This is a genomic window from Fodinibius sediminis (assembly GCF_900182555.1).
Lineage (GTDB): Bacteria > Bacteroidota > Rhodothermia > Balneolales > Balneolaceae > Fodinibius > Fodinibius sediminis.
The window spans coordinates 63,673-86,187 of sequence record NZ_FXTH01000003.1 but is presented as its reverse complement, the minus strand read 5'-3'; the positions used below and the strand labels follow the sequence as shown (position 1 = coordinate 86,187).

At 46.9% G+C, this 22,515-nt stretch carries 24 protein-coding genes; 14 read left to right on the top strand and 10 right to left on the bottom strand.

Annotated features, from left to right (window positions below):
* Nucleotides 1-86: 86 nt before the first annotated feature.
* The 3 genes from FN808_RS19210 (at nucleotide 87) to FN808_RS04230 (ending at nucleotide 2,048) form a co-directional block, all read left to right on the top strand.
* Nucleotides 87-1,016 (top strand): VOC family protein, encoded by a 930-nt coding sequence (locus FN808_RS19210; RefSeq protein WP_246068280.1) that lies wholly within the window; start codon nucleotides 87-89, stop codon nucleotides 1,014-1,016.
* Nucleotides 1,017-1,234: 218 nt separating this feature from the next.
* A complete protein-coding gene (locus tag FN808_RS04235; protein WP_142713314.1) occupies nucleotides 1,235-1,483 on the top strand; it encodes a hypothetical protein in 249 nt (82 codons plus the stop codon).
* Nucleotides 1,484-1,520: 37 nt separating this feature from the next.
* The gene (locus FN808_RS04230; RefSeq protein WP_142713313.1) at nucleotides 1,521-2,048 is read left to right on the top strand and encodes a GyrI-like domain-containing protein; all 528 of its coding nucleotides are present in this window, start codon (nucleotides 1,521-1,523) and stop codon (nucleotides 2,046-2,048) included.
* 91 nt (nucleotides 2,049-2,139) lie between these two features.
* Here the strand turns inward: FN808_RS04230 and FN808_RS04225 are convergent, their stop codons facing one another.
* From FN808_RS04225 to FN808_RS04215, 3 genes are all read right to left on the bottom strand, one after another.
* A complete protein-coding gene (locus FN808_RS04225; RefSeq protein ID WP_142713312.1) occupies nucleotides 2,140-2,619 on the bottom strand; it encodes a Dabb family protein in 480 nt (159 codons plus the stop codon).
* A 213-nt stretch (nucleotides 2,620-2,832) separates the two neighbouring features.
* Nucleotides 2,833-3,654, bottom strand: a complete 822-nt coding sequence (locus FN808_RS04220) for a helix-turn-helix domain-containing protein (protein ID WP_185958240.1) — start codon at nucleotides 3,652-3,654, stop codon at nucleotides 2,833-2,835.
* Nucleotides 3,655-4,518: 864 nt separating this feature from the next.
* The gene (locus FN808_RS04215) at nucleotides 4,519-4,977 is read right to left on the bottom strand and encodes a hypothetical protein (protein ID WP_142713310.1); all 459 of its coding nucleotides are present in this window, start codon (nucleotides 4,975-4,977) and stop codon (nucleotides 4,519-4,521) included.
* A 156-nt stretch (nucleotides 4,978-5,133) separates the two neighbouring features.
* Here FN808_RS04215 and FN808_RS04210 point away from each other — a divergent pair, with 156 nt between their 5' ends.
* Entirely contained in the window at nucleotides 5,134-5,640 is a 507-nt protein-coding gene (locus FN808_RS04210) for a DinB family protein (RefSeq protein WP_142713309.1), read from the top strand.
* Nucleotides 5,641-5,929: 289 nt separating this feature from the next.
* Here FN808_RS04210 and FN808_RS04205 read toward each other — a convergent pair whose 3' ends face one another.
* Nucleotides 5,930-6,682: a ThuA domain-containing protein gene (locus FN808_RS04205; RefSeq protein ID WP_142713308.1), complete on the bottom strand. Its 753-nt coding sequence runs from the start codon at nucleotides 6,680-6,682 to the stop codon at nucleotides 5,930-5,932.
* Nucleotides 6,683-6,852: 170 nt separating this feature from the next.
* Between FN808_RS04205 and FN808_RS04200 the strand changes: the two genes are divergently transcribed.
* Complete coding sequence (locus FN808_RS04200) at nucleotides 6,853-7,338, top strand: OsmC family protein (RefSeq protein WP_142713307.1); 486 nt, start codon at nucleotides 6,853-6,855, stop codon at nucleotides 7,336-7,338.
* Nucleotides 7,339-7,385: 47 nt separating this feature from the next.
* Here FN808_RS04200 and FN808_RS04195 read toward each other — a convergent pair whose 3' ends face one another.
* Nucleotides 7,386-8,291: a DUF4412 domain-containing protein gene (locus FN808_RS04195; RefSeq protein WP_142713306.1), complete on the bottom strand. Its 906-nt coding sequence runs from the start codon at nucleotides 8,289-8,291 to the stop codon at nucleotides 7,386-7,388.
* Between the two features lie 168 nt (nucleotides 8,292-8,459).
* On the opposite strand from FN808_RS04195, the gene trhA reads away from it, so the two are divergent.
* The 3 genes from trhA to FN808_RS04180 all read left to right on the top strand — a co-directional run bounded on the left by trhA (nucleotide 8,460) and on the right by FN808_RS04180 (nucleotide 12,703).
* Entirely contained in the window at nucleotides 8,460-9,125 is a 666-nt protein-coding gene (trhA, locus tag FN808_RS04190; RefSeq protein ID WP_142713305.1) for a PAQR family membrane homeostasis protein TrhA, read from the top strand.
* A gap of 63 nt (nucleotides 9,126-9,188) precedes the next feature.
* Nucleotides 9,189-12,074 carry a TolB family protein gene (locus FN808_RS04185; protein WP_142713304.1) on the top strand — a complete coding sequence of 962 codons (2,886 nt, stop codon included), beginning with the start codon at nucleotides 9,189-9,191 and terminating at the stop codon, nucleotides 12,072-12,074.
* 50 nt (nucleotides 12,075-12,124) lie between these two features.
* Entirely contained in the window at nucleotides 12,125-12,703 is a 579-nt protein-coding gene (locus FN808_RS04180; RefSeq protein ID WP_142713303.1) for a DUF2911 domain-containing protein, read from the top strand.
* 257 nt (nucleotides 12,704-12,960) lie between these two features.
* On the opposite strand, the gene FN808_RS04175 is transcribed toward FN808_RS04180, so the two are convergent.
* Both FN808_RS04175 and FN808_RS04170 read right to left on the bottom strand, forming a co-directional pair.
* Nucleotides 12,961-13,242 carry an Lrp/AsnC family transcriptional regulator gene (locus tag FN808_RS04175; protein ID WP_142713302.1) on the bottom strand — a complete coding sequence of 94 codons (282 nt, stop codon included), beginning with the start codon at nucleotides 13,240-13,242 and terminating at the stop codon, nucleotides 12,961-12,963.
* A 495-nt stretch (nucleotides 13,243-13,737) separates the two neighbouring features.
* Nucleotides 13,738-14,088 carry an AtuA-related protein gene (locus FN808_RS04170; RefSeq protein WP_142713301.1) on the bottom strand — a complete coding sequence of 117 codons (351 nt, stop codon included), beginning with the start codon at nucleotides 14,086-14,088 and terminating at the stop codon, nucleotides 13,738-13,740.
* Between the two features lie 157 nt (nucleotides 14,089-14,245).
* Here FN808_RS04170 and FN808_RS04165 point away from each other — a divergent pair, with 157 nt between their 5' ends.
* Together FN808_RS04165 and fabF are read left to right on the top strand one after the other, a co-directional pair.
* A complete protein-coding gene (locus tag FN808_RS04165; RefSeq protein ID WP_142713300.1) occupies nucleotides 14,246-14,608 on the top strand; it encodes a SnoaL-like domain-containing protein in 363 nt (120 codons plus the stop codon).
* Nucleotides 14,609-14,848: 240 nt separating this feature from the next.
* Complete coding sequence (gene fabF / locus FN808_RS04160) at nucleotides 14,849-16,099, top strand: beta-ketoacyl-ACP synthase II (protein ID WP_142713299.1); 1,251 nt, start codon at nucleotides 14,849-14,851, stop codon at nucleotides 16,097-16,099.
* A 27-nt stretch (nucleotides 16,100-16,126) separates the two neighbouring features.
* On the opposite strand, the gene FN808_RS04155 is transcribed toward fabF, so the two are convergent.
* Nucleotides 16,127-16,849, bottom strand: a complete 723-nt coding sequence (locus tag FN808_RS04155) for an alpha/beta fold hydrolase (RefSeq protein WP_142713298.1) — start codon at nucleotides 16,847-16,849, stop codon at nucleotides 16,127-16,129.
* A 105-nt stretch (nucleotides 16,850-16,954) separates the two neighbouring features.
* Nucleotides 16,955-17,965 (bottom strand): phosphoribosylformylglycinamidine cyclo-ligase, encoded by a 1,011-nt coding sequence (purM, locus tag FN808_RS04150; RefSeq protein WP_142713297.1) that lies wholly within the window; start codon nucleotides 17,963-17,965, stop codon nucleotides 16,955-16,957.
* 449 nt (nucleotides 17,966-18,414) lie between these two features.
* Between purM and dtd the strand changes: the two genes are divergently transcribed.
* Together dtd and FN808_RS04140 are read left to right on the top strand one after the other, a co-directional pair.
* Entirely contained in the window at nucleotides 18,415-18,855 is a 441-nt protein-coding gene (dtd, locus tag FN808_RS04145) for a D-aminoacyl-tRNA deacylase (protein ID WP_142713296.1), read from the top strand.
* 79 nt (nucleotides 18,856-18,934) lie between these two features.
* Nucleotides 18,935-19,804, top strand: a complete 870-nt coding sequence (locus FN808_RS04140) for an alkaline phosphatase family protein (RefSeq protein WP_246068279.1) — start codon at nucleotides 18,935-18,937, stop codon at nucleotides 19,802-19,804.
* A gap of 35 nt (nucleotides 19,805-19,839) precedes the next feature.
* Here FN808_RS04140 and FN808_RS04135 read toward each other — a convergent pair whose 3' ends face one another.
* Entirely contained in the window at nucleotides 19,840-20,412 is a 573-nt protein-coding gene (locus FN808_RS04135; RefSeq protein ID WP_142713294.1) for an adenylate kinase, read from the bottom strand.
* 397 nt (nucleotides 20,413-20,809) lie between these two features.
* Here FN808_RS04135 and FN808_RS04130 point away from each other — a divergent pair, with 397 nt between their 5' ends.
* Together FN808_RS04130 and FN808_RS04125 are read left to right on the top strand one after the other, a co-directional pair.
* Complete coding sequence (locus tag FN808_RS04130) at nucleotides 20,810-21,121, top strand: DNA-binding domain-containing protein (RefSeq protein WP_142713293.1); 312 nt, start codon at nucleotides 20,810-20,812, stop codon at nucleotides 21,119-21,121.
* A gap of 124 nt (nucleotides 21,122-21,245) precedes the next feature.
* The gene (locus tag FN808_RS04125; RefSeq protein ID WP_142713292.1) at nucleotides 21,246-22,472 is read left to right on the top strand and encodes an ABC transporter permease; all 1,227 of its coding nucleotides are present in this window, start codon (nucleotides 21,246-21,248) and stop codon (nucleotides 22,470-22,472) included.
* Nucleotides 22,473-22,515: the final 43 nt, after the last annotated feature.

Below are 22,515 nucleotides of genomic sequence, written 5' to 3'. Positions count from 1 at the left end.
GGCTTAGCCTGCAAATAAAACTCTTCGCTGGATAGGCTAACGCCGACCTAAATCAACATTATCACAAGAAACCAAGAGGTTGAATCATGACATCTACAGACAATAACAGAATCCAGAAAATAATCCCGCACCTCTGGTTTGATGACCAGGCCGAGGAAGCGGCTACATTTTATACCTCCATCTTTGACGACTCGAAGATTGCGAATACAAGCCGGTATACAGAAGAAGGATACGAAATACATGGACAGGAAGCCGGTACCGTCATGACCGTGGATTTTGAACTGGCCGGGCTAAAATTAATCGCTCTGAATGGAGGGCCGCATTTCAGTTTCACACCGGCCATCTCATTCTTTGTTACCTGCGAGTCGGAAACCGAAGTTGATAGCCTGTGGCAGCAGTTATCTGAAGGGGGAACTCCCCTGATGCCCCTGAAAGAATATGGCTGGAGCGAAAAATATGGCTGGACCAAAGATAAGTATGGGTTGAGCTGGCAAATTTCTTTGGGCCGGCTTGAGGATGTACACGGGCAAAAAATTACCCCTTCACTGATGTTTGTCAGCAACGAAGGGCAGGCCGAAGAAGCCATAAACCTGTATACTTCTCTATTTGATGATTCGGATATCACCGGGATTCTTCGATATGGTGCAGGCGAAAATCAGCCGGAAGGAACGGTCATGCATTCCCAGTTTTGCCTCAACAACGGGGAAGTATTTATGGCCATGGACAGTTCTCCCGACTATGCTGACTTTACTTTCAGCGAAGCCATTTCGCTGATGATTCAGTGCAAAACACAGGAAGAAATAGATCATTTTTGGAGTCTCTCTACCGTACCAGAGGCCGAACAGTGCGGCTGGCTGAAAGACAAGTTCGGAGTGTCATGGCAGGTCTCGCCGGTTCAGCTTTCGGAAATGCTGAACGATCCCAACCCTGAAAAGGTAAAACAAGTAACAAAAGCTTTCCTGCAGATGAAAAAGTTTGACCTTGACAAGCTGCGTGAGGCGTACCGGTCGGCCTAAGTCATAATAAAAACATATTACGATCATATTTTTTGATGTCGCACTCTCACTGGTCGGGCTTATACCTTCACCGCGAGCCATACGCCTCAGAAGCAGGGCCTCCCCGATCAGGGCCGTCCCGCAAAAGGTGGCCACATTAATATTAGTTACAACAACATCCTCACGGGTATCTAAATAAGAATCCCCAAGTGCCAACAGCTTAACCTGGAACAACAGGAATGAAACAGCTTGCTTTTTACGACGATATGAATATGATCGAAGTTTATAAAACAAATATAGACAAGAGATCGGAGGCAAAGTCCATTCTAAGCGTCATACGCGAAACGGTCCCCGGCAGCGATCCAAGCATCGACCTTGAGGATTGTGACAGCGTTTTGCGTGTTGAGCATCCGACTTCCAGACTCCATGAATCAACGATCCGAGAAATAGTAAACCGTTTCGGCTATGACATGGAAGTTCTTCCCTGAAGATACTGCACAATGCCAAAGTCATAATTAGAACAGTATGGATAACAAAACTGCAGATCATATCACTGTAACCCCTGTTCAAATAATCGATAATTACAAGCCGATGCTCATTGCCGGACTGAGTAGGGAGTATCCTTCCTGTGGACCTTTTGAAGTTACCAGCCTGTGGGACGAATTCAACAGGCTGCTGCTCCGGTTGCCCATACCCAACAAGGATATAACCTACGGATTATGCTCTGATCCGGGTGCTGAAGGCGGTCTCGAATATACTTGCGGGGTGGAGATCTCGGGCAACTGGGATCTCCCTTCACTGCCAAATCATATTTCCATAAAACAGCTTGCCTCTCACGCCTACGCCATATTCGAACACAGGGGGAGTGTTACCGACATTCGGACCACCTGTGACGCTATTTACAAGGAATGGATTCCACAGACAGAATATACCACCAGCCCGGAGGATATCGATTTCTTTTTCGAACGGTATGGCAGGGAATTTGACCCCCGGCGCGGTAAAGGAGATATCCAGATATGGATCCCAATCAATACAGGACCAGGTCTGTCATAACGCGACTCAGCCACCCAACCCCATTATCCAGGCTCATTTGAAACAGCTGACATAACAGGGGTGATGGCCTTCAAACGGTGACTGCCTGTTGTTAGCGCACTTCTATGAGATCAGAATCATAGACTCGAACTTCAGACCAGAGATCGCTGTATTTCTCGATAAATTCCATATGCACCGGGTGTTCAGCATAAATCTCATAATCTTCCATGGTTTCAAACCAGGCGAAAATAGAATAGCCAAAAGAATGGTCGGTGACGTCCCGTTCCGGTGTCTGGGCAGGCACCCCGAGTTCTGCTTTATGAATCTCATCTATGGCAAGAAGTTTCTTTAATCCCGACTCAAACTGTTCTTGCTCCTCCGGAGTCACATCGTCATTCAAATAAAAATATACAGTATGCTGCAGCATATTGGTCGTCGTTTCTGGGGTTTGAGTTTCTGTTTGCTCAACAGTTGGCTGGCAGGCTGCCAAACCTGCTAAAATTAGGCTTACAATAAAAATATGTGATGGCAAAGGGAATACATTCATCGGCTTGCTCGTATAAAATTTACTGGACATTTGATTATTTTTCACAGCTAACAAGATACATCTTGTAGCCTCTTTTGCAAGGTTAAACAGCACTTTTTACAGAGGGGGTGGGGATCCATGTCCGGAGGGGGAAACAGCCATTGCCAGCTATTTTCAGTATCAGCCCTGATAATGAAAACTGGATAAGACAATGCTTCCCTGCATTTCAACGAACTGCTAAAATACAATCCCTTTTTCCAGCAACCATAGGCAGGAACCCTACCAGCGATGATCGCCCGGTCGTATGCTACGGGCGTATTCTGTGGGAGTCTTTCCCATAAACGTCTTAAAATCTTTAATGAAATGCGCCTGGTCATAGTAACCCAGCCCGAGCGCCAGTTCGATCCAGTCGGCCGGATTTTCCTTGTCCGCAATTTTTTTTGCGACCTCGTGTATTCGGAACCGCTTAATAATCCACTGGGGCGAGACGCCGACGTACCACTTGAACAGTTTTTTGAGCGAGCGCTTGCTAATGGCCATACGGTCTACCAGCTGATCGACGTTGATGAGGCGCTCATCATTCTTCACCGCCTCGATAAGATTATTCACTCTATCAATCCGCTCATCCCGTTCGGGCAAATGCTCGCGCAGAAAATGCTCAGTCCGTTTGACCGCCTTATCCCTGCTGTCAGGGGAAATAATGTCTTCCTCAAGTTTTGTTATATCCGTATCAAATACCTTTCCGGGATCAAGCACCCCGTCGGAGATAGCCGAGACCGGCGACTCATAGAAAGGGTAGAAGCCTCCGGGCCGAAATTTGATCCCTACCGCACTTCCTTCTCCTTTGATAGTACGCCTGAAATTGCTTGTTACAACTCCCCAGATCCAGCTGTTTCCCTTCTCAAGGACAAGGTGCACCGAGGGGTATGACTTGATTTCCTGCTTATACGAATCGCCCTCCAGGTTCCAGTCCATGAACCAGTAGTACTCAATAAAATACTGAAGATCTTCAGAAGGCATGCATTTGGAGTAATCATACTTCTCCCCCCCGTCATGGGTATTGAGCAGCTCCTTGGATTTTCCCCTGCTGGGCTCAGGCATGGCAGTAACGGTTCGTGAGTTAATTGTCGTAATATTATGTGCTCCATCCCCATACAGTAAATAAAGTGCCATAGAATTAAGAATGCAAATAGAATTGCTTGAATTATATTTTATTATTTAAATAGTCGTTGCTTTAAGACCACAGTGCCTTTTTTGTTCCCTCTTTCACAAAATATTTTTTGCACTGCGTTCTGGAATGCAACGACTCTTTGCTACAGCTTTCTTATGCCATTAATAAAATATCTGGCTTACCCTCGCTTTCTATCACGTTGCTTTTTGCCAACTTGAACCGTTGTCCATCCGGTTTGGGCGTAAGAATTACTGACCTGACGTTTATACAGCTAATATGCGTACCCTGGGCAACCCGCCGGGAAATAAATTAGCCCCCATAAATATGAATCTGAGAGCAGGTTACCCTCTTGCTAAATACCTAATTTAATATCCCCAAGCTTCTTCTCTGCCCGCAATCATTTTCCGGGTAGTCACTTGGTAAACGAAATCTTAACTATTATAATGAAATCTGTTTAAATAATCTTAGCAAAAAGTCGCTTTTTTTAATTTTTTTGTGCAGAAAAGAAAGCGTTGATACATTTTTTTGCCATGACTGCCAAAAAAATAACTATCCTACCTTAAATAGCTCCTGAGAGGAAGAGAAGGGCGATCTTGGCTATAAAAGAAATGAGAGCGGCAGAACACCGGACCGGCCAGGATCACCGGGAAGGAAGAAGTATGGGATGCAATACCGTACTCATCAACTGAAATGCTGTGCTATTTACTGGTGCCTATAGGCCGGAGAGACCTCTCCTGAGCTGCCAGAGAAAATTATCCAGCTGGGATGGCCATGCTGACGACCGGGTTATACTTCTAGGAGGCCGGCCGGGCACTTTCCCCATCCCCGTTTTCATCGGTAACGGTTAACTCGGTGGGGTTGGATAAAAAATCATCATAGTCACAAGGCATCTCGGCCTTTTCATCGGGTCGAACATCGAAGGTGCCGCAGTAGCCGTTGTTGTTATTAATATAGATGTCAAAGGGAGCATTAAAACGTTCGTCTGTCACTTTCACCGTAACGAAGAAACCCTCATCGATGTATGCATCATCATCAGGAGTTATACGCGCCGTGGAGACGGTACCCACTTTACTTCCACCGGCAACGAGCACAAGGTCAAATGTTTGGGTATCTTTGTCAGCTCCATTCCCGTCCGTGACCGAATCCTTGCACCCGGTGATCATAATGCCGGCCAAAAGCAGCATGCAGGCCCTGTTAAACCATGTCCACTTGACGAGCCCGGAAGAAGGACACCTATATTTTCTGAATCTCATCGTCATTATTTTTTGTTATTGTAAATTCTATCTACAGTGATATACGCAGTTGAAGAATTAACCGGATCATTTTATTTGGCTTTTATTGACAAAGGGTTGTCAGTATAGCCTCTTATAATGCTTTTCCATTGAAAAACAAATAAAATAAATCTCATTATGAAACATAAAGCCAAGCAGCAGTACGATTATCATCACTGGGCAAACAATCGCCTGCTAAAGCACCTGCACCATTTGCCGGGAGAAGTATACAGCAAGCAGGTCAACAGTGTCTTTGCTACCGTCGCAGAGGTGATCACTCACATCTATCGCACCGATGGGATGTGGTTGAGTGTTATGACAGGAGATCCGTTAGAAGAGACAATGGTGCTTATCAAGCAGCACGAACAGGAGGTGGAAGGACAGGATCTTGGCGGGATGGAAACGTTATACACTGCAATGTCTAACAAATACGAATCCTTCTTTAGGTCACAGGAGGACCTCGATGTGATCCTGTCTATAGAGCATCCAAAATATGGCAAGCTGGAATGTTCCATAGCCGAACTGGTACAGCATGTAGTTAATCACGGAACCTATCACCGGGGAAATATAACAGCCATGCTGCGACAGCAGGGACATCCGGGAGTACCAACAGACTATGTTTTTTATTTATATGATAAATCCTGAAGGTCGCCGCTTTGTTCATTTCAGGAAGGTACCGGCAACGGCGCTGACACCATTGTTCGACTGTAGAGCCACTGTCAATAGCTGCCAGAATCGTATGCCCTGGCGATCATAGCCGGGCCTTTTCCTCCTTTTCCTTGAAGCCAATGAACGAAAGGTTTTCATCAAAGGGCATAAACGCAAAAGTGTCATCAGGCGAAATATTCGGTAATTCCCGATTCCCGGGTGCTTCAACGGGAAAACCATCCCCCTGCTTTATGATTCCGGCATTCTGGAGAGGAGCGGGGTGCTCTTATAACTCTCCCACTGCCCAGAGGAGTCCATTTGCCACCATCTCAAGAAACTCTTTTTTCTGATAAATTTCATTGCTGTGGCCCAGCGTAGTGGCAAACACCCGGGTACTGTCGCCCTCATGCGTCCAGGTTACCGGTTGAAATTCCTGCATCTCTTCCCCGAAGGCGCGGGCCAGCGTCGTTATTTCGCCCCATTCTTTCTCCATGATAAAAATTTCTTCTTTGGAGGTGGTCCAGGTCGCTGGAAACCCTTTCATAATCGAATTTTTGGGAGCGATGTTCTCAATTTCAAGTGTTCGGCTTTCCTCCGAAGCCATGGACTGGTAACCCATGAATTTAAACCAGCCATCAGACGGTTCAGCAAAGCGGTAGCTCTGTATTGCAGCATGGATAAGCACTGCCGGTGTCCCTTTGTGATACTTCACAAGCTGATCAACAAAATTCGGATCCCGTACGCGGGCAAAACCGGTATTATGTACCACTACGTCATAATTGTCGGCCCAGTGGGGCTCCTTCAGCACCGATACCTGGTGCCCAGGATCTCCTTCATCTTCATGTACAATAGTCCATTCTATTTTGTGATCCAGCCGTTCAGAAATTCCCTCTGTTAGCAGTTTTTTCTGCGTCTCGAAGTCATGCCAGCCACCGCCCGTGATCAGCAGTGCCTCAATAGGGGCATTCTGTCCATTTGCAACCGGTACAATAATCACCGTTACCAGCAGTATCAATAATGAAAAAAAACGATGGGTCATAGTCTATTACAAGTCTCTTTTTATTTCTTATACTAAAAACATATACCTTGCTTCAAACCGATTATTTTCGATCTCAGCAGACCATAAATTAATAGCTTTTCTCTGAATTTGTCCACGATAAATCGGTAAAAAGCGCAGTCTCCAAAATTAAGATAAATTAGATATAGCCAATGGATCATTATCGCGCAACCATTGCCTGGGTTCGCAATGGTGCAGCATTTACCGACCACCGATACAGCAGGTCACATCACTGGTACTTTGACGGCGGGGTAAAAGTTCCTGCCTCCGCATCCCCGGAAGTGGTTCCTGTTCCCCTTTCAAATGCCGCGGCCGTGGATCCCGAAGAAGCTTTTGTAGCTTCGCTCTCCAGCTGCCATATGCTCTGGTTCCTATCCATCGCTGCATCGCATGGCTTTGTAGTTGAAGATTACCGCGATACGGCCGAGGGAGTTCTGGACGAAGATGAATCAGGACGAACAGCCATAACGGAAGTGACCCTTCGTCCCGAGGTCTCGTATTTGAACAGTGCCGCTCCCGAAGCCCGGGAAGATACCGAACTTCATGAAAAAGCCCATGACAACTGCTTCATTGCCCACTCGGTTCGCACGGTTGTCCATGTGGAACCAACCATTATAAAAGTCGACGCCGAACCATAAAATCGTTTGACTGTTTTCCATGCCAACAGTAATGAGCCAGGATCCGTCTAATGGCCGCCCATGCTCATGATCGGATAGTCGGCCATCGCATACCTTGTGTCCACATTTTTGCGCACATCGATTACCTTCATAATTGTCTTGTCTCCACTGGCCCGATCCTCAGAGATCATTTCCATCATCGTACCATAGGGGTAGTTTTCCGGGAGGGTTCCTCTCATCTTTCGGGTATTGGCATTGGCCTTAAACAGGTGGTGGCTGCCAAAAAAGTCATCCCGACTTACCCACACTTCAACAACCCCTTCACTGTTCTCCGACCGGTAACCGTCACATTCAAACCCCTGAATATTTTTAGTCCCGATTTTTGTGTATCCCTGCCATTCTTCTACTTCTTCCCAGTTTATCTCTTCCTCCTCCGACAACGGGTTCTCCAGGGACTGCTCCCAATCATAGGCAAAAGAAAATTTATCGTTCTTATTCTCCATCAACATGACCATGGCAGAGTGTTTTAGGTCATAAATAATAAATAGATCCCCCTCGTCCTGCTTCATTTCCTCACTGGAAAAGCGAGTCCCCGTATATAATTCTTCTTCGTTAAAATACATTTCCATGATAGCAGGGGGTTCCGCCTGCCCATCACTCCTGACGGTAGTAATTTCCATTGTAGTGGCGGTATCGAAATTGTAGACATCCTCCGTTTCAACATTGCTATTCATGGAAAAGGGCAGGGGACCGAAGCTACTATCAGCAGAAACCTCCCCAAATACGGTATTCCAGGATTTTTCCACTGCTTGACGCGCCGCCAGTTCTACCTGTTCACTCAGTTTCTCTTCCGCCTTTTGTTCAGCCGCCGCTTTGGCCTTTTTCTTGAGCCTATTTAAAAGCTGGGCTTCTGCACTGTTGCTGAATGTGAGGACAGCCAACACGGCTGCCAATACTAAACTTATAGATCTCATGATGCTCTCCCTTTTTTATTCCCGTGATTATTGTATACCAATCTACAGAAAGATTCCCACAAATGAAGCAGAGAAGTCATCTATTCTTCAAAAATATTTCCTTTTAAACTATTTGCAGTTCCCTCTCGTTGCTACTATTTGTATCTTTCGATCACCATGAAATTACGCATGAACTCCTTACGCGATCATTTACGAGAACCAGTGAACAGCATAACCCATGGAGTGGGAGCAATAGCAGCACTGGTTGCCTTTATTCTGCTGCTCTTCGAGGCCGCATCCGGAGGGTCCTTGAGCCAGACCATCGCCTTCTCAATGTTCGGCCTCAGCATGGTCCTTCTTTATACCTCAAGCTCGCTCTATCACGCCCTGCAGGTTAAAGAAAAGACTCTGAAATTCCTTCAGAAGCTTGATCACAGCATGATTTACGTGCTCATCGCCGGCACTTACACCCCCATCTGCCTGCTGGTGCTCGACGGCAGCTGGAAGTGGGGGCTATTTACCACCGTCTGGGGCCTGGCAGTCATCGGCATTATCAAGAAATTTCTGTGGATGGGAGCCCCTCGCTGGCTTTCCACTGCCTTCTATCTCGGGATGGGATGGATGGCGGTACTCCTTTTTCCCACCCTTGTAGAAAAACTGCCCCTTGCCTTTATCATATGGATTGTCATTGGAGGACTGGCTTATTCCATTGGCGCTGTTATTTATGGGATCAAAAAGCCCAATCCTATCCCAAACTGGTTTGGATTTCATGAGATATGGCACCTTTTTGTAATGGCCGGCACCTTTTCTCATTTTTGGGCTATCTACTATTACCTGCCGGGCTATGCAGGATAATGCTTTCTGAATGTTCCTGTCGGTCTGTTTAAGGTTCGTTTAACCCTCTTTGAAAGCCGCATCATGTGTCAAAAACTATTCTCTTTTTTTTTCTTTGCATTAGTTCTTCATCCCACCGCCTCTGCCCAGCTTTATCCCACCCAGCATCGTCCCCCCGACCAGGATTGGCAACAATTGAAAACACCTCATTTCAACCTGCTCTACAGCCGCGACAACGACACAACCGCCCTCCGGCTGGCACGTATTCTGGAGGATCACTATCCCCGGGTTCAACAGCTGGTGGGTGGGGAGCTTCGCAACTTTCCCGTTATTCTTAACAGCTACAACGACCGCTCCAACGGCTTTGTTACCCCCCTTCATTTTCGCTCAGAGATTGAACTGCCGCCCCTCAAGGGAAAATCACTCAACCCACAGACCGGAAACTGGCTCACTAATGTTGGTCCCCATGAACTGGTTCACGCCCTGCAATACAATAATTTGGGCCAAAATAATATCCCGCGGTTGATCAGCCTGCTCTCTCCCGATCTGGCCCGATCTTTTCACGGGGCCATCCCAGCAGGCATCACTGAAGGTATCGCAGTCCAGTATGAAACCGAACAGGTTGCCCCCGGCGGGGGCCGGGGTAACTTCCCGATGTTCACCAGTCAGTTTGATGCGGTATTCAACAGCGACCGGCGCTGGTCCATGGGACAGATGGTGCAGATTTCATCCAATACCCGACCCTTCAATCGACACTACATCGGGGGCTATATGTTCAGCTCGTGGCTGCAGCGTGAATTCGGCGACACTGCAACCCGCAATGCCCTGTCCTTTTACATGAATTATCCTTTTCTGGGCTACGGGTTGGCTCTCCGACATGTAACTGGGTATTGGCCCGGACAACTTTACAGCCGCTTTGAAAAAGCATACGATCGATTCCAGGATTCAACTTCAGCCGCCGGCCCGCCCCCTCTGAACGTGCCTTTTCAGGGTCCGGAAATTCGCCGTCCATTGTGGCTGTCCGACTCTACCTTGGTCTTCCACGGTTCGTTTTATAATGCCCGCCCCGGATTTTATCGTTATGATCTGGCCTCTGGCAGCATGAAACGCTTTCTCACGACCAACTCCATCCAAGACTACCGCTATGACTTGTCTCCAGACCGATCAAAGATGGTATTCAGTTATTACAGGGCTGACCCGCTATACAACCGCACCTACAAGGCAGTATTAGCCAGCTATAACTTTTCTGAAAATCGCCTTCTAACGCTTACTGACGATGCTCGGGTCTACGCACCGCAGTATGCCGGCAAACAACTGCTGGCCCTGCAAAGCCGACCGGCCTCCTCCGCCCTTGTTTCCATCCCCGGTGATTCTCCGGCAGAAAACCATAACCCAGCTGAGCTGCTATCCCTCGGCGAAGATGAAATTACAGCTGTTTCAGTCGCCCCGGATGAAAATCGTTTAGTCGTCGTCGCCAACAAAAAAGGACAGCAGGCACTCTGGATTACCGACATCAGCCGGGCGGGTGTAACCCTGCCGAAGCACCCGGACATCGCTTTTGAAGATGGCTCAGTTTTTGATCCCTATTGGCATCCTTCAGGACAAAAACTCCTGTTCAGTAGTGATTTTTCGGGTACGCACCAGCTTTACGAATATGACCTGCCCAGCGAGACGGTTAGCCAGTTTACCCAATCTGCTTTTAATGCTTTTGAGGGATCCTACAGCCCGAACGGCAGCCGTGTGGCATATATCCGCCAGGTTGGCAACAAGCGATTGCCGGTTATTGCCCGCCGTACCGATGGCACCGGCCGCATCCTCCCCGACTCGCTGTGGCAGCCTGTGACCAAACAAAGCAATACCATGCGAGAGTATATGGTATCTGATTCCATCAGAAAGGCATCCAAAAGCTGGGAACCGGAAGCCTATACCTCCGATATTAGCTGGCTAAAACCCCGTGCCGTACTGCCTTTTGGGGAGGAGGTTTCCAACAGCGGCCACTACCAGTTTGGCCTCTCCCTACACAGCAACGATGTACTGCAAAGCCAGGCCTATGACATCGAGATGAGTTACCTGGAGGAGCGGCTGTGGTATGATTTGTCGTACGAAAACAAGCAGTTTTATCCCGGATTCAGGCTGCAGTTCTACAGTGAGCCTTCCTACATCAATTTTCAGCGGGATCAATTTACAACCACCTTACTCCGGCAAAACCGATCTCTGGACCTCAGCATCCCCCTGGATATTCAGTTGCGCGATAATATTTTTTCTACCTCACTGTTTATCGAACCCAAAATCCGGTATTCCCAGCTTCGTTTTTATGGTCTCTCCAGGGATCACCGTTCATCCGATTTTTCGAATATAACTGCTGCCAATCTATACAGCCAGCTTAATTTACGACTCCAGCAGAATATCCGGGATATTCAGCCTAATTCGGGTATCGTCCTCTATTCCGAGCTGGAACATTACTGGAATTCCTACGATCTCAGCATTCCCCTCCAGCAGAACAATATAAGACTTCAGTTCCAGCAGCCGACAGCCCTCAAGGCGGGCCTGTTGACGTACCTTTCTCCTTTACGACGATGGAACCAGTCAATGCGACTGGCCATAGAGGGACTCAGCCAGTCGGGCCTGGTGTTCAACAACCAGTCGCTCGTTTCAGATGCCTTCTCAGAACCCGTGCTTGTCAATGCCGATAATTTGCTGAGTATAAGCAGCCGCTATACCATTCCTCTCATTCATGCTGATGAAGGGGGCTTTTTGCTGCCCCTGTATTTGGCCAAGATTTACCTGGTTGCCTTCTCCAATACTGTAGCGGATCCCTCTGCTTCCGACTGGTACGAGCAGTCGCGCTCTGTTTTTGGATTAGGCCTGCGAACAACATTCCGAGTATCCAACCTGTCATTTGATCTGGGTATCGGATATGGATACGAACCCACACGTAATCAGCACCAGGTATTCATGGGAAACTTTTAAGTACATTATTTGTTATTATGTCGTAGCCAACAAGTCACAGACCTATTATTATGTTAACCAGACAGATACCGCTTTTATTTCTTCTCCTGTTGATACTTGTCGCAGGCAGCTGCTCCCAGGACAAGCCAGAAGAAACCGAGACGCTGCGGAGGAAGAGCCCCATTGCTATTGCCAAAGTAATGCATCATCCCACAGATACCTACATCAAAATTATTTACGGGCAGCCCTACAAACGAAATCGTGATATTTTTGGGCAGTTGGTTCCCTACGACAATATCTGGCGCACCGGGGCCAACGAAGCTACTGAACTAACCACCACTCATGATATTCTTCTGGCCGGAGAAAAGCTCAAAGCTGGTACCTATGCCCTCTTTACTATTCCTCGCGAAGATGAACCGTGGACTATCATCCTGAATGATGAACTGGGACTTTGGGGAGATTTTGACTATCAACAGGCCCACGATGTGCTTCGCGTTGACGCAACAGCCATTCAAAAAGAATCAGTTGCTGAAGCTTTCACCATCCAGTTTTCAGATGTCGTGGACGACACAACGCAGATTGTCATGCAATGGGATAAAACAGAGGTTACCATCCCCATCAGGTTTCTGGAACAGGAGTCAGAAAGCTGAAATTCTTATGTCCACCCGGGGCTGTCTCACAGATAAGATAGGCTGACAACTGTTTCTGCTGTTCACTGGAATAAATGGAGATCAAACTCAGGATTCCCTCACATTACTGCACTGTCCAGATACAGCTGCAGGATTTACCTTTTCAAACCCGCCCTGTGATATCTTTTGGGTTGGTGCTGAGCTATTCAGTCAATGGCCTGTTATACCCCGCATTCCTTTCATTCTTGATGCTGTTCTGTTACGGCCCCAGCCGGCAGTCAGTCTTCGAAGCCGATGGAGAACATGTGCTCCAGGTCATGCCGTGAGAAGGTCCGGAAAGCAATATGCGTCTCCGTATCTGTAATTCCCTCCACTTTGGCTAACTGACTGGTTATCAGTTCCGCCATCTCATCATTTTCCTTGACGCGTATCATGGCCACCAGGTCGTACTGCCCGCTAATGGAGTACACTTCGGAAACCCCTTTAATTTCAACCAGTTTTTCGGCCACTTCGTTAATGCGGGTACGCTCGGTAGTGATAAAGACTAATGCGGTAACCATAGGATCCTGCTATTTTATACTATCTGCTCATGTTTGCTTGGAACTTATAATAATATCACCACTTATACCAGCGCAGTTGTTCGTCTACGGCCCCACGCCGCACAGCATTTTTTGCCAGTGTCCAGGCAGGACAGGATGGTTGAAACTATAAAAACGTTTCAAAACAACAGTCTTCCCTTCTAATCCAGCATACACATTCATGTATGTGAAATGGTACAGCCTCGCTGGCAGTTTCGGCCGGGACCCTATACACATCCTTCCCCCCGGCTATTTCTTTTAGCAGATAGTGAGGCCATCTATGCAGTTCGGTAAACACTGAAAATGGAAAGCACAACGCACCGGGTTGCTGTTGACATCAAACTGTCCAAAAGTATTCCCAGCCGGACAAGCTGCCTGTTATCTTCATGACGTAAATCAGGATACAGTCATGGGTTTGTATCCCGTTCGATCACAGAATAATAAAAGTGTTGCCGTATTGATAGGGGATAAAAAGCGTCAATTCCTTCCCTGTACCTTCTGCAGAAGCTTTTCAGGAACCTCCAGCTCCATGCGCAGCAGGAGCGCGGCATGCGTCTTGCCCTGGGCGTCGAGCTTCAGGGAAACGGTGCCGCCCCCGTCCAGGCTGTCATGGAGAACAAAATTGAGCGCCCCGATATTGGGCAGTTCATATCGCTCCACCGTGCCTTTGCAGACATGCTTCATATGCTCCCTGACCAGCCCGGCCGTGAGTTTTTCTTTCAGGAACGGATAGATATCCGGATGGCGGGCGATAATACCCACATTACTGTTGTTTCCCTTGTCGCCGCTGCGCCCGTAGGCAATATCAATGAGTTTGACCTGTTGCATACCCTTGTACATTCGTGCTAATAACCGATGAAGATAAAAGATAGCCGGCCGGAACGGTCGGTGCAAATTGAAATGGCCAGCTGCAAACGATTTCAAGATCAGTCTCGTTGCAACAGAATCACTAACGCTTTAATATTAAATTAATTCACTTCAGATTATGAGTTATTTAAGCAAGATTACCGACATCTATGATCACATTTCCCAGGGTGAAGCTATGGATGCTTTTGAAAAGTATTATGCCAAGGACGTGGTCATGGTGCTCGAAGACGGGTCCAATGTAGAAGGAAAAGCCGCCAACCGGGAACGGGAAAATGATTTTTTTGAGAGCGTGGATGAATTCCATGGGATGGATGTAAAAGCGATCACTTCCAACGAAGAGAAAGCAGCAACTTCTGTGGAATGCGTGATGGATGTCACCTTTACCGATGGCAACCGCATGAGCCTTGAACAGGTAGCTGTGCAGCACTGGGAGGGCGACAAGATAGCGAAAGAACGCTTTTACGCCACCCAGCAGGGATAGAATCACCAAATACAAACAGCACTGCTCAAGGGGCCGTTTTCTTGCTCCCTTCAGCCATGTGCTTTCCCGGTTTTTTAGTAAAACGTCAGAAATCCGTCTATTTATATTTTCTTCTACACGGGATGTTTTTCCTGAATCCAGTCTGCGGCCGGCAGCCTCAGATATTATATGCAGTCCGCCCATATCCTTCTTATATTGGGCACAGATAAAATTTCTATACTTAAAATATTCTTACGTAGCATGAGCAAGCCGAACAGAGTCGTCATTACCGGGTTGGGTGCCCTTTCTCCTTTAGGCAACAACGTCGATGATTTTTGGAAAAATTTAATAAACGGCGTCAGCGGTGCGTCCCGAATTACTCATTTTGATCCTTCACAATTCCGTACCCATTTTGCCTGTGAACTCAGAAATTTTGACGCCAGCGAACACCTGGAGCACAATATGATCCGGCGTTCCGATCCCTACAGCCATTATGCATTGGTTGCTACCGAAGAGGCCGTAAAAGATTCCGGACTGGATTTTGATGCAATGGATCCTTTTGATACCGGCGTCATCTGGGGCAGCGGCCAGGGCGGCATGTACACCTTCGAACAGGAGGTAAGGAATTATGCCGAAAATGATTATAGCCCCCGCTTCAACCCCTTCTTTGTACCCAAGCTCATTATCAATATGGCACCGGGACTTATTTCAATGAAGTATGGACTTATGGGTATTAATTATGCGACGGTTTCAGCCTGTGCAACCTCCAATACCGCTATCATGGATGCCCTTAACTACATCCGGTGGGGCAAGGCAAAAGTTATCATTACCGGAGGATCAGAAGCAGGGATTACCGAATCCTCCTTTGGCGGTTTTTCTGCCATGCGGGCCATGTCGCAGCGGAATGATGATCCCGAGCATGCATCCCGTCCCTTTGACAAGGACCGGGACGGTTTTGTAATGGGAGAGGGGGCTGCCACACTTGTCCTGGAAGAATATGAACATGCCAAAGCACGCGGTGCCAATATCTATGCCGAGGTGACCGGAGCCGCGATGACGGCGGATGCCTATCATATGACAACAACCCACCCGGAAGGCAAAGGTGCAACCAGGGCGATGAAGCAAGCACTCAGTGACAGCCAGATGAATGCTGAGGATATCGACTACCTTAACACCCATGCTACATCTACTCCGGTAGGTGATATCAGTGAAATGAATGCCACGGTAAATGTCTTTGGTGAGGAGCCGGACCACCTGTCTATCAGTGCCACAAAGTCTATGACGGGCCATCTTCTGGGAGCTGCCGGGGCTATAGAGGCCATTGCCTCTATCAAGGCCATCAATGATAACATCATTCCTCCCACCATCAACACGAAACAGATAGATGAAGAGATCCCCTCTTCACTGAACATTGTACTGGAAGAAGCCGCCGAAAAAGAGGTCAATGCCGTAATGAGCAATACCTTTGGCTTTGGCGGTCACAATGCCATTGTGGTATTCAGGAAGGTCTGATCTTTTATCCTGTGTACTATAGTTTAGTCAAGCCCGGTCATTCTCGCCGGGCTTTTTTCTTTCCCTGAAAAAATCGATCAGGGAGGAGACCAACATAGAATGGTTGACCTCCGTAATGGGGTGCCCCGTGCGCGGCAATACGGCCAGTTCAGCATAATCCATCATTTTGTATACCTCAAGTGTATCATCGAGTCCAGCGGTGGTATCCCGGTCACCAATATGGAGCCGAACTTTCTGCTTAATTCCCTGCCAGTCACCAGGCTGAATAAAGGGATGAGTTCCCAGATATTCCATCATATCCCGTGTGCGGTTCACAACCCGCTCCCAGTCGCCGGAATGTCGCTCCTTCAGCTGCTCCGCAAAATGCGGTACCTTCTCTGTGATCTTGCCTGGGTGCAAATAGCGGCATTCACGACGGGCTACCTCCGCAGTCCACTGCAGCACTGTCCCCAGTGTCGCTACCCGCCGGATACGCTGGGGATACTCTTTTGCCAGGCAAAGAGCCACATAACCGCCCATACTGTATCCAAAAATATCTATTGTATCAAGTCCGTGCTCATCCATATAACCCAGAACATTCTCTACAAAATAGCCAATGCGGAATGGGCTGTTGGGGACCGCAGATTCTCCATGGCCTTCAAAATCCATGCGGTGCAACTCAGCATGCTCTTCCAGCTGTGGAACCAAGGACTCAAGCTGAGTAAGATCACCAAGCGACCCATGAAGCAACAGCAGTGGTCGTTTATCCATATCATCCTCCCTTTTAATATAAATTTATAATCCCCTATAATGGGATTTAAAGTCGGTATCTGTACAGCCAGGTGATCCCTCCAAAAGCCCGATATAAACGGTCTTCTACGATGATCCTATTTTCCCGAGCTCAATTATCTCTTCATTCATCTCCGCAGCATGGGCTCTCACTTCCCCCGCAATATCCGGATTAACAATGACAATGAGTCCAATACCCAGGTTAAAAGTGGCCCGCATATCATCTTCAGGCACATTACCAATTTCCTGGATCATTTCAAATATTGCCGGTCGGTTCCATGCATCCCAATCTAACTGAATGGTTAGATTATCAGGTACAACGCGTTTGGTATTTCCTATGATTCCGCCACCGGTTATATGTGAAAACCCATTCACACCATCCAGGTCACGTAATTTTTTAATAATCGGCAAATAGGACTTGTGTACTTTCAGCATAGCCTCTCCAACGGTGGTATCGAGCTGATCTACATGATCACTTACCTCGTACTTTGAAAAAAGCACCTTTCGTGCCAGCGAATATCCATTGGTATGGAGCCCGGAACTGGGAACGCCCAGCAGGAGATCCCCTTCTTCAATGGCAGATCCGTCAATCACATGATCGCGGTCAACCAGTCCAACAATGGTTCCTGCCAGATCAAATTCTCCATCGCTGTAAATATCGGGCATTTCGGCTGTTTCACCACCAATGAGGGCAACGTCATTTTCTTTACAGGCCTGCGCAAATCCCTTAACTACCTGGTAACCCACCTTCTGCTCCAGCTTGCCCGTAGAAAAATAGTCTAAAAAGAAGAGAGGATCTGCTCCACAAACCGCAATATCATTGACGCAGTGGTTAACCAAATCCTGTCCAACAGTGTTATATTTACGGCATTTGAATGCAACAATAAGCTTGGTGCCAACCCCATCTACGCTGCTGACAAAAACAGGATCACTGTAGCTGGAAAGGTTGGGACGAAAAAAGCCTCCAAACCCCCCAATATTACGCAGTACGGCATCACTGTGGGTCTGTTGGACCAGGCCTTTTATTGATTCAACCATTTCCTCACCGGCTTTTATATCGACACCGGAATCCTTGTAGGTAATTTTTTTTGAACTCATGCTGTAAGAGTGTATTGGCTTTTTAGACTGTTAAGAATATAGAAAGATTGAGCTTCCTTTTTAAGGATTATTTCTCCACATTATCCACCGGAAAACATAATATATATTAGATAGATAAATTTTGTAGTACATAGTAGGGGCTGTGGATAAGTGGAAAACTTTTTGATGCACAAATATTTATCTTTAGATAATGGATTGTGGATTATTTTGTGGATAAGTAAATGAATAAAAACAAGGGTTTACGGGAATTAAAAATAAGTTATCCACATTTATTGTTAAAAGCTATGTCAAGTTATTTTTTTTATCCGCACGAATATTGAGCTGTATAATCTGTGGATAATGGATTTTTTTTGTTGAAAGCTGTGGAGAATTTTTGTTGGTTTTCATTGGTTTATTCTGAGAAAGAGTTATTCACACAGTTGTCCACATAATTATTAACAGGCATAGATATGAAAGTTGTACTTCAAAGAGTTTCTGAGGCAGCCGTAATGGTGCGCGATGAGCAGGTGGGAGCAATTAATAACGGAATGATGCTGTTGGTGGGTATTCATGAAGATGACGCGGAAGAGGATATGGAATGGCTGGCTGAAAAGATTCTGAACCTGCGTATATTTGATGATGAGAAGGGGAGAATGAACCTATCGGTTGTAGATGTGCAAGGGGAGATATTGGTGGTACCCCAATTCACACTCTACGGGGATTATGAGCAGGGGAACAGGCCCAGTTACATTGAGGCGGCGGATCCCAGCAAGGCCGAACCGCTGTACGAAGCGATGGTGTCCTATTTTAGGAAACACTCGGAGCTAAAAGTACAAACGGGCCGTTTTGGGGCCTACATGGATGTACAGCTGCATAACGACGGTCCAGTCACGCTGGTACTGGAGCGATAAATAATATTCTGATAATAACTAACTGGTTGGAAGTTTAAATAATATGTCCGTTATTTTCTTATTTATTGACGGAGTTGGCTTGGGCCGACGACAGGACAGCAACCCTTTTTACAGGGATCGGTTTTCAGGCTTCGAACGACTGGCCGGTGATCTTCCGCTGATAGGCGATAGAAGGGATATTCTTGAAACTAACCACCTGTTTAAATCTGTCGATGCCACACTTGACGTTAAAGGCTTGCCTCAGAGCGGTACCGGCCAGGCCACGCTCTTTTCTGGAGAAAATGCAGCAAAAGAGATCGACAAGCACTTTGGACCTTATCCCCACTCTGGAATCAAACATTTGCTTGAGGATCATAGTCTTTTTTTGAAAGCCCAGCAACACGGAAAACGCTGTCATTTCATAAATGCCTATCCTGATGTGTTTTTTAAGAAAGCCCGAAAGAGGAATCGCTGGAGCTGTACGACTTTGATGAGCAGGAGTGCAAGCATCTCCCTTAATTCAGCCAGGGACGTCAATGAAGGCAAAGCCATTACGGCCGGGATTACGCAGAAAGCCTGGCGCAATCGACTGCAGATTAATGTACCAATTATCGAGCCGGAAGAAGCGGCGGACAGATTAATTAATCAGTCGGTTGAATATGATCTGATCTTGCATGAGTATTATTTGACGGATAAGGCTGGACATGGTCAGGATATGGAAGAGGCCAGCTATTACATTCGGATTTATGACCGGTTCTTGAAGCGCCTGATTGTACGGAAACCATCCGAAACGACCATAGTCTTCAGCAGTGACCATGGAAATGTGGAGGATTTATCCGTAAAGACGCACACTGTTAATCCGGTTCCCCTGGCGTGTGTGGGGCCGGGTGCGGCCGTTTTTAAAACGGCGACCACCATTGCGGATGTCACGCCCGGGATTATTAAAGTTTTAACAGAGTCCTCTAATTGAACGGTAGGTATTGCATGCTGACGCTCCCGGGATCCTTATCCCTTTTGGGACTGGGAGGAAAGGGTACGTCTGATGCGGCTGAAGATCTCTTCAATTGATCCGGTTCCGTCTATTTCCTGCACGACGCCTTTATCCCTGTAGTAGGAAAGTACGGGTTGTGTTTCCTGCTTATAGACTTTTAACCGCTTCTTTACGCCTTCTTCGGTATCATCGGAGCGTCCTTCTCCACGGCTCAGTATTCTTTTTATAAGCTCTTCCTGAGGGACCTTCAACTGGAGAAAAGCGGTAAGATTGGTTCCCTGCTCTTCTAAAAGGGTATCGAAGGCCCTGGCCTGTGGCACAGTGCGTGGAAAGCCATCGAGAATGTATCCGTCATCATATTTGCTGTCTTGCAATTCTTCTTCTACAAGTCCGACTACCTTCTTGTCGGGTACAAGTTCTCCGGAATCCAGGATAGCTTTGACTTCCTTGCCGAGCTCGGTTTCATTCTTGATGGCGGTCCTGAAAATTTCACCCGTTGAAAGATGAGGAATATTGAATTTTTCACTGATAAGGGCAGCCTGTGTACCTTTTCCGGCGCCCGGAGGGCCAAAGATGATGATGCGCATAATAATTTTTTAAGATTTATCTTATGAGAGATTAAGAAAGGCCAAAATACCGCAATCAGGGGGTATATTCAATAGGTAAAGAAAAAGCAGAAGAAGGGATAAGGAGAAGCAACGAAGATGGACGGTGTTCTTCGGAGTACCAGTTGGTATTTCTCTGAAGGATGATACTAACTAATAGATTAGTTATAAGTATAACGTCAGGCGAGGGCTCCTCACAGTACATTTTATTGCTCCTGGTCCTTGGTTGATATTCTTCTTGTGCTGCATGGAGTATTTTAATGAGGTAATTTTTTTAAATTTTTTTGTAAGGATTGACTCTTTTTCGGGTCTTACTGGTGAGCGGCCTTTTTTTATAGCTGCTTCCAACACAAAAAGTTCAATTTCAGAGAAGAATACCATGGCTATTGAATATAAATTGATTCCCGATCCAACACCTGAGAATCCCGATAACCACAAGGCGGTCGTATTGCACAAGAATGTTGCTAACCTTGATGATATTATCGATCAAATATTGTCCAAGAATAGAATAGATATGGACCGCGAGGAGATACGAAAAACGATTGAAAGCTATCTTGCGGCGATTCAGCTGGCTTACATTGACGGAGAAAAAGTGATGACTCCGCTGCTGGAAGTTACAGAAGAGGGGATAGAACCGGGTGCCTTGTTGCGATGTGTAGCTGATAACATTGAGGTTAAAAGAGTGGATTAGTGCTGTATAGCGATTAAAAACTTAACCAACGGGTTATTGCTTCAACTGATTCGGCGTAAGGAGCTGTAGGAACAGTGGATAATCTTTGGATGTAATCCTTGCGGATTATCATTATTTTGGTCCTATGAACATAACCGGATTTATAGCACGGAGATACCTTTTTTCCAAGAAGCATATCTCGCTCATTTCGACTCTAACCCTCATAAGTATTGCCGGGGTGACCGTTGGTACGGCCCTGCTTATCGTTGTTTTGTCGGTTTTCAACGGTTTTTTTGATGTAATCAAGGGTTTTTTGCTACAGAACGATCCAGATATTCGTATTGAATCGGTTGAAGCACATACGTTCCTCTATACGGATGAACTGCAGCATACACTTTCGGCTATTCCGGAGCTTAGGGATATTTCGGCTTATGTTGAAGGCAAGGCGCTGATGGTGAAAAGCCGGGATAATGATAAGGTTGTGCAGGTGAAGGGCATTACACCGGATGCTTTTTTTAGCATCAATGATCTTCAGAAAAATATAACATCCGGATCCGCTGATTTAGCCGTCAGAGATGGAACGCTGGGGATGCTGGTCAGTGAACAGATGATGGGGGAGATGAATCTGAATACCGGTGACGAGCTATCCATGTTAAGTGCCAGCGGCATGCGAAAATCCCTGACCCAGTTCTCGCTTCCCCGTAATTACCGTTTTGAGGTACGTGGCAGCTATTCCCAGATACAGATTGTCGAAGGGGCTGCTGTTTATATTGATATGAAGGCTGCTCAGCGCCTTTTTGAAGTGCGTAATAAAATTTCTGGCATTGATATCCGTCTCAACAACCCGGCATCAGCGGAACAGATAAAAAAGTCGCTGGCGGATCAGCTGGGAGATAAGTTCAAAATTTCCACCTGGTACGACCTGCAGCGACCGCTTTACGATATTATGTATCTTGAAAAATGGAGCTCTTATCTGATCCTCATGATTATAGTGCTCGTGGCTGTGCTCAACATCATAGGATCATTGACCATGATCGTGATACAGAAGAACCGGGATATTGGCGTGCTGCAAACCATGGGATTTACTCCGTCGGATATAAAAGGGATTTTTATGCGACAGGGGTTATACATCGGCCTGATTGGCTGTGTTATCGGAGGGGGCATTGGACTGCTGCTGAGTTGGCTTCAGATGCAATATGGACTCATTAAACTCTCATCGGCCTTTATCATCGATGCGTATCCGGTGAGTATAGAGCTGATGGATGTTACCATTGTCCTACTGGGAAGCCTCATCCTGTGCCTGCTGGCCAGCTGGTATCCGGCTCGTCGCGCTGCTTCGGTGGCCCCGGCAGAAGCTATTCGATATGATTAAGCATGGACGGGTTCCCACAAAAAAGGGGATGGACCGTTCGGCC